General features: G+C 57.4%; 1 protein-coding gene. It reads left to right on the plus strand.

The features are described from left to right. Nucleotides 1–230 (plus strand): hypothetical protein (locus KVT34_RS31465; RefSeq protein WP_217563415.1); only part of this gene is annotated, 230 nt, incomplete at both ends.

Consider the following 230-nt stretch of genomic DNA (forward strand, 5'->3'; position numbering starts at 1 on the left):
GACGCTGAAAGTAACGGTCAAGGACAATGGTGCGGATAAAGCCGGAGTCAGCGGCAAAGCGGCTGCAGCTTTGAATGCGCTGGAGCTTCCTCCCGGCGTAAGCCGTGAGGTGAGAGGGGTATCCGACGATATCTCTTCCGGGTTCTCAGAAATGTTCGCTGCCATGGGCGCGTCCTTCTTTATCGTCTATCTGGTCATGGTTCTCGCATGCGGGAACGCCAGCGCCCCTT

Origin of the sequence: Paenibacillus sp. GbtcB18, assembly GCF_019091125.1 — a bacterium.
Lineage (GTDB): Bacteria > Bacillota > Bacilli > Paenibacillales > NBRC-103111 > Paenibacillus_F > Paenibacillus_F chitinolyticus.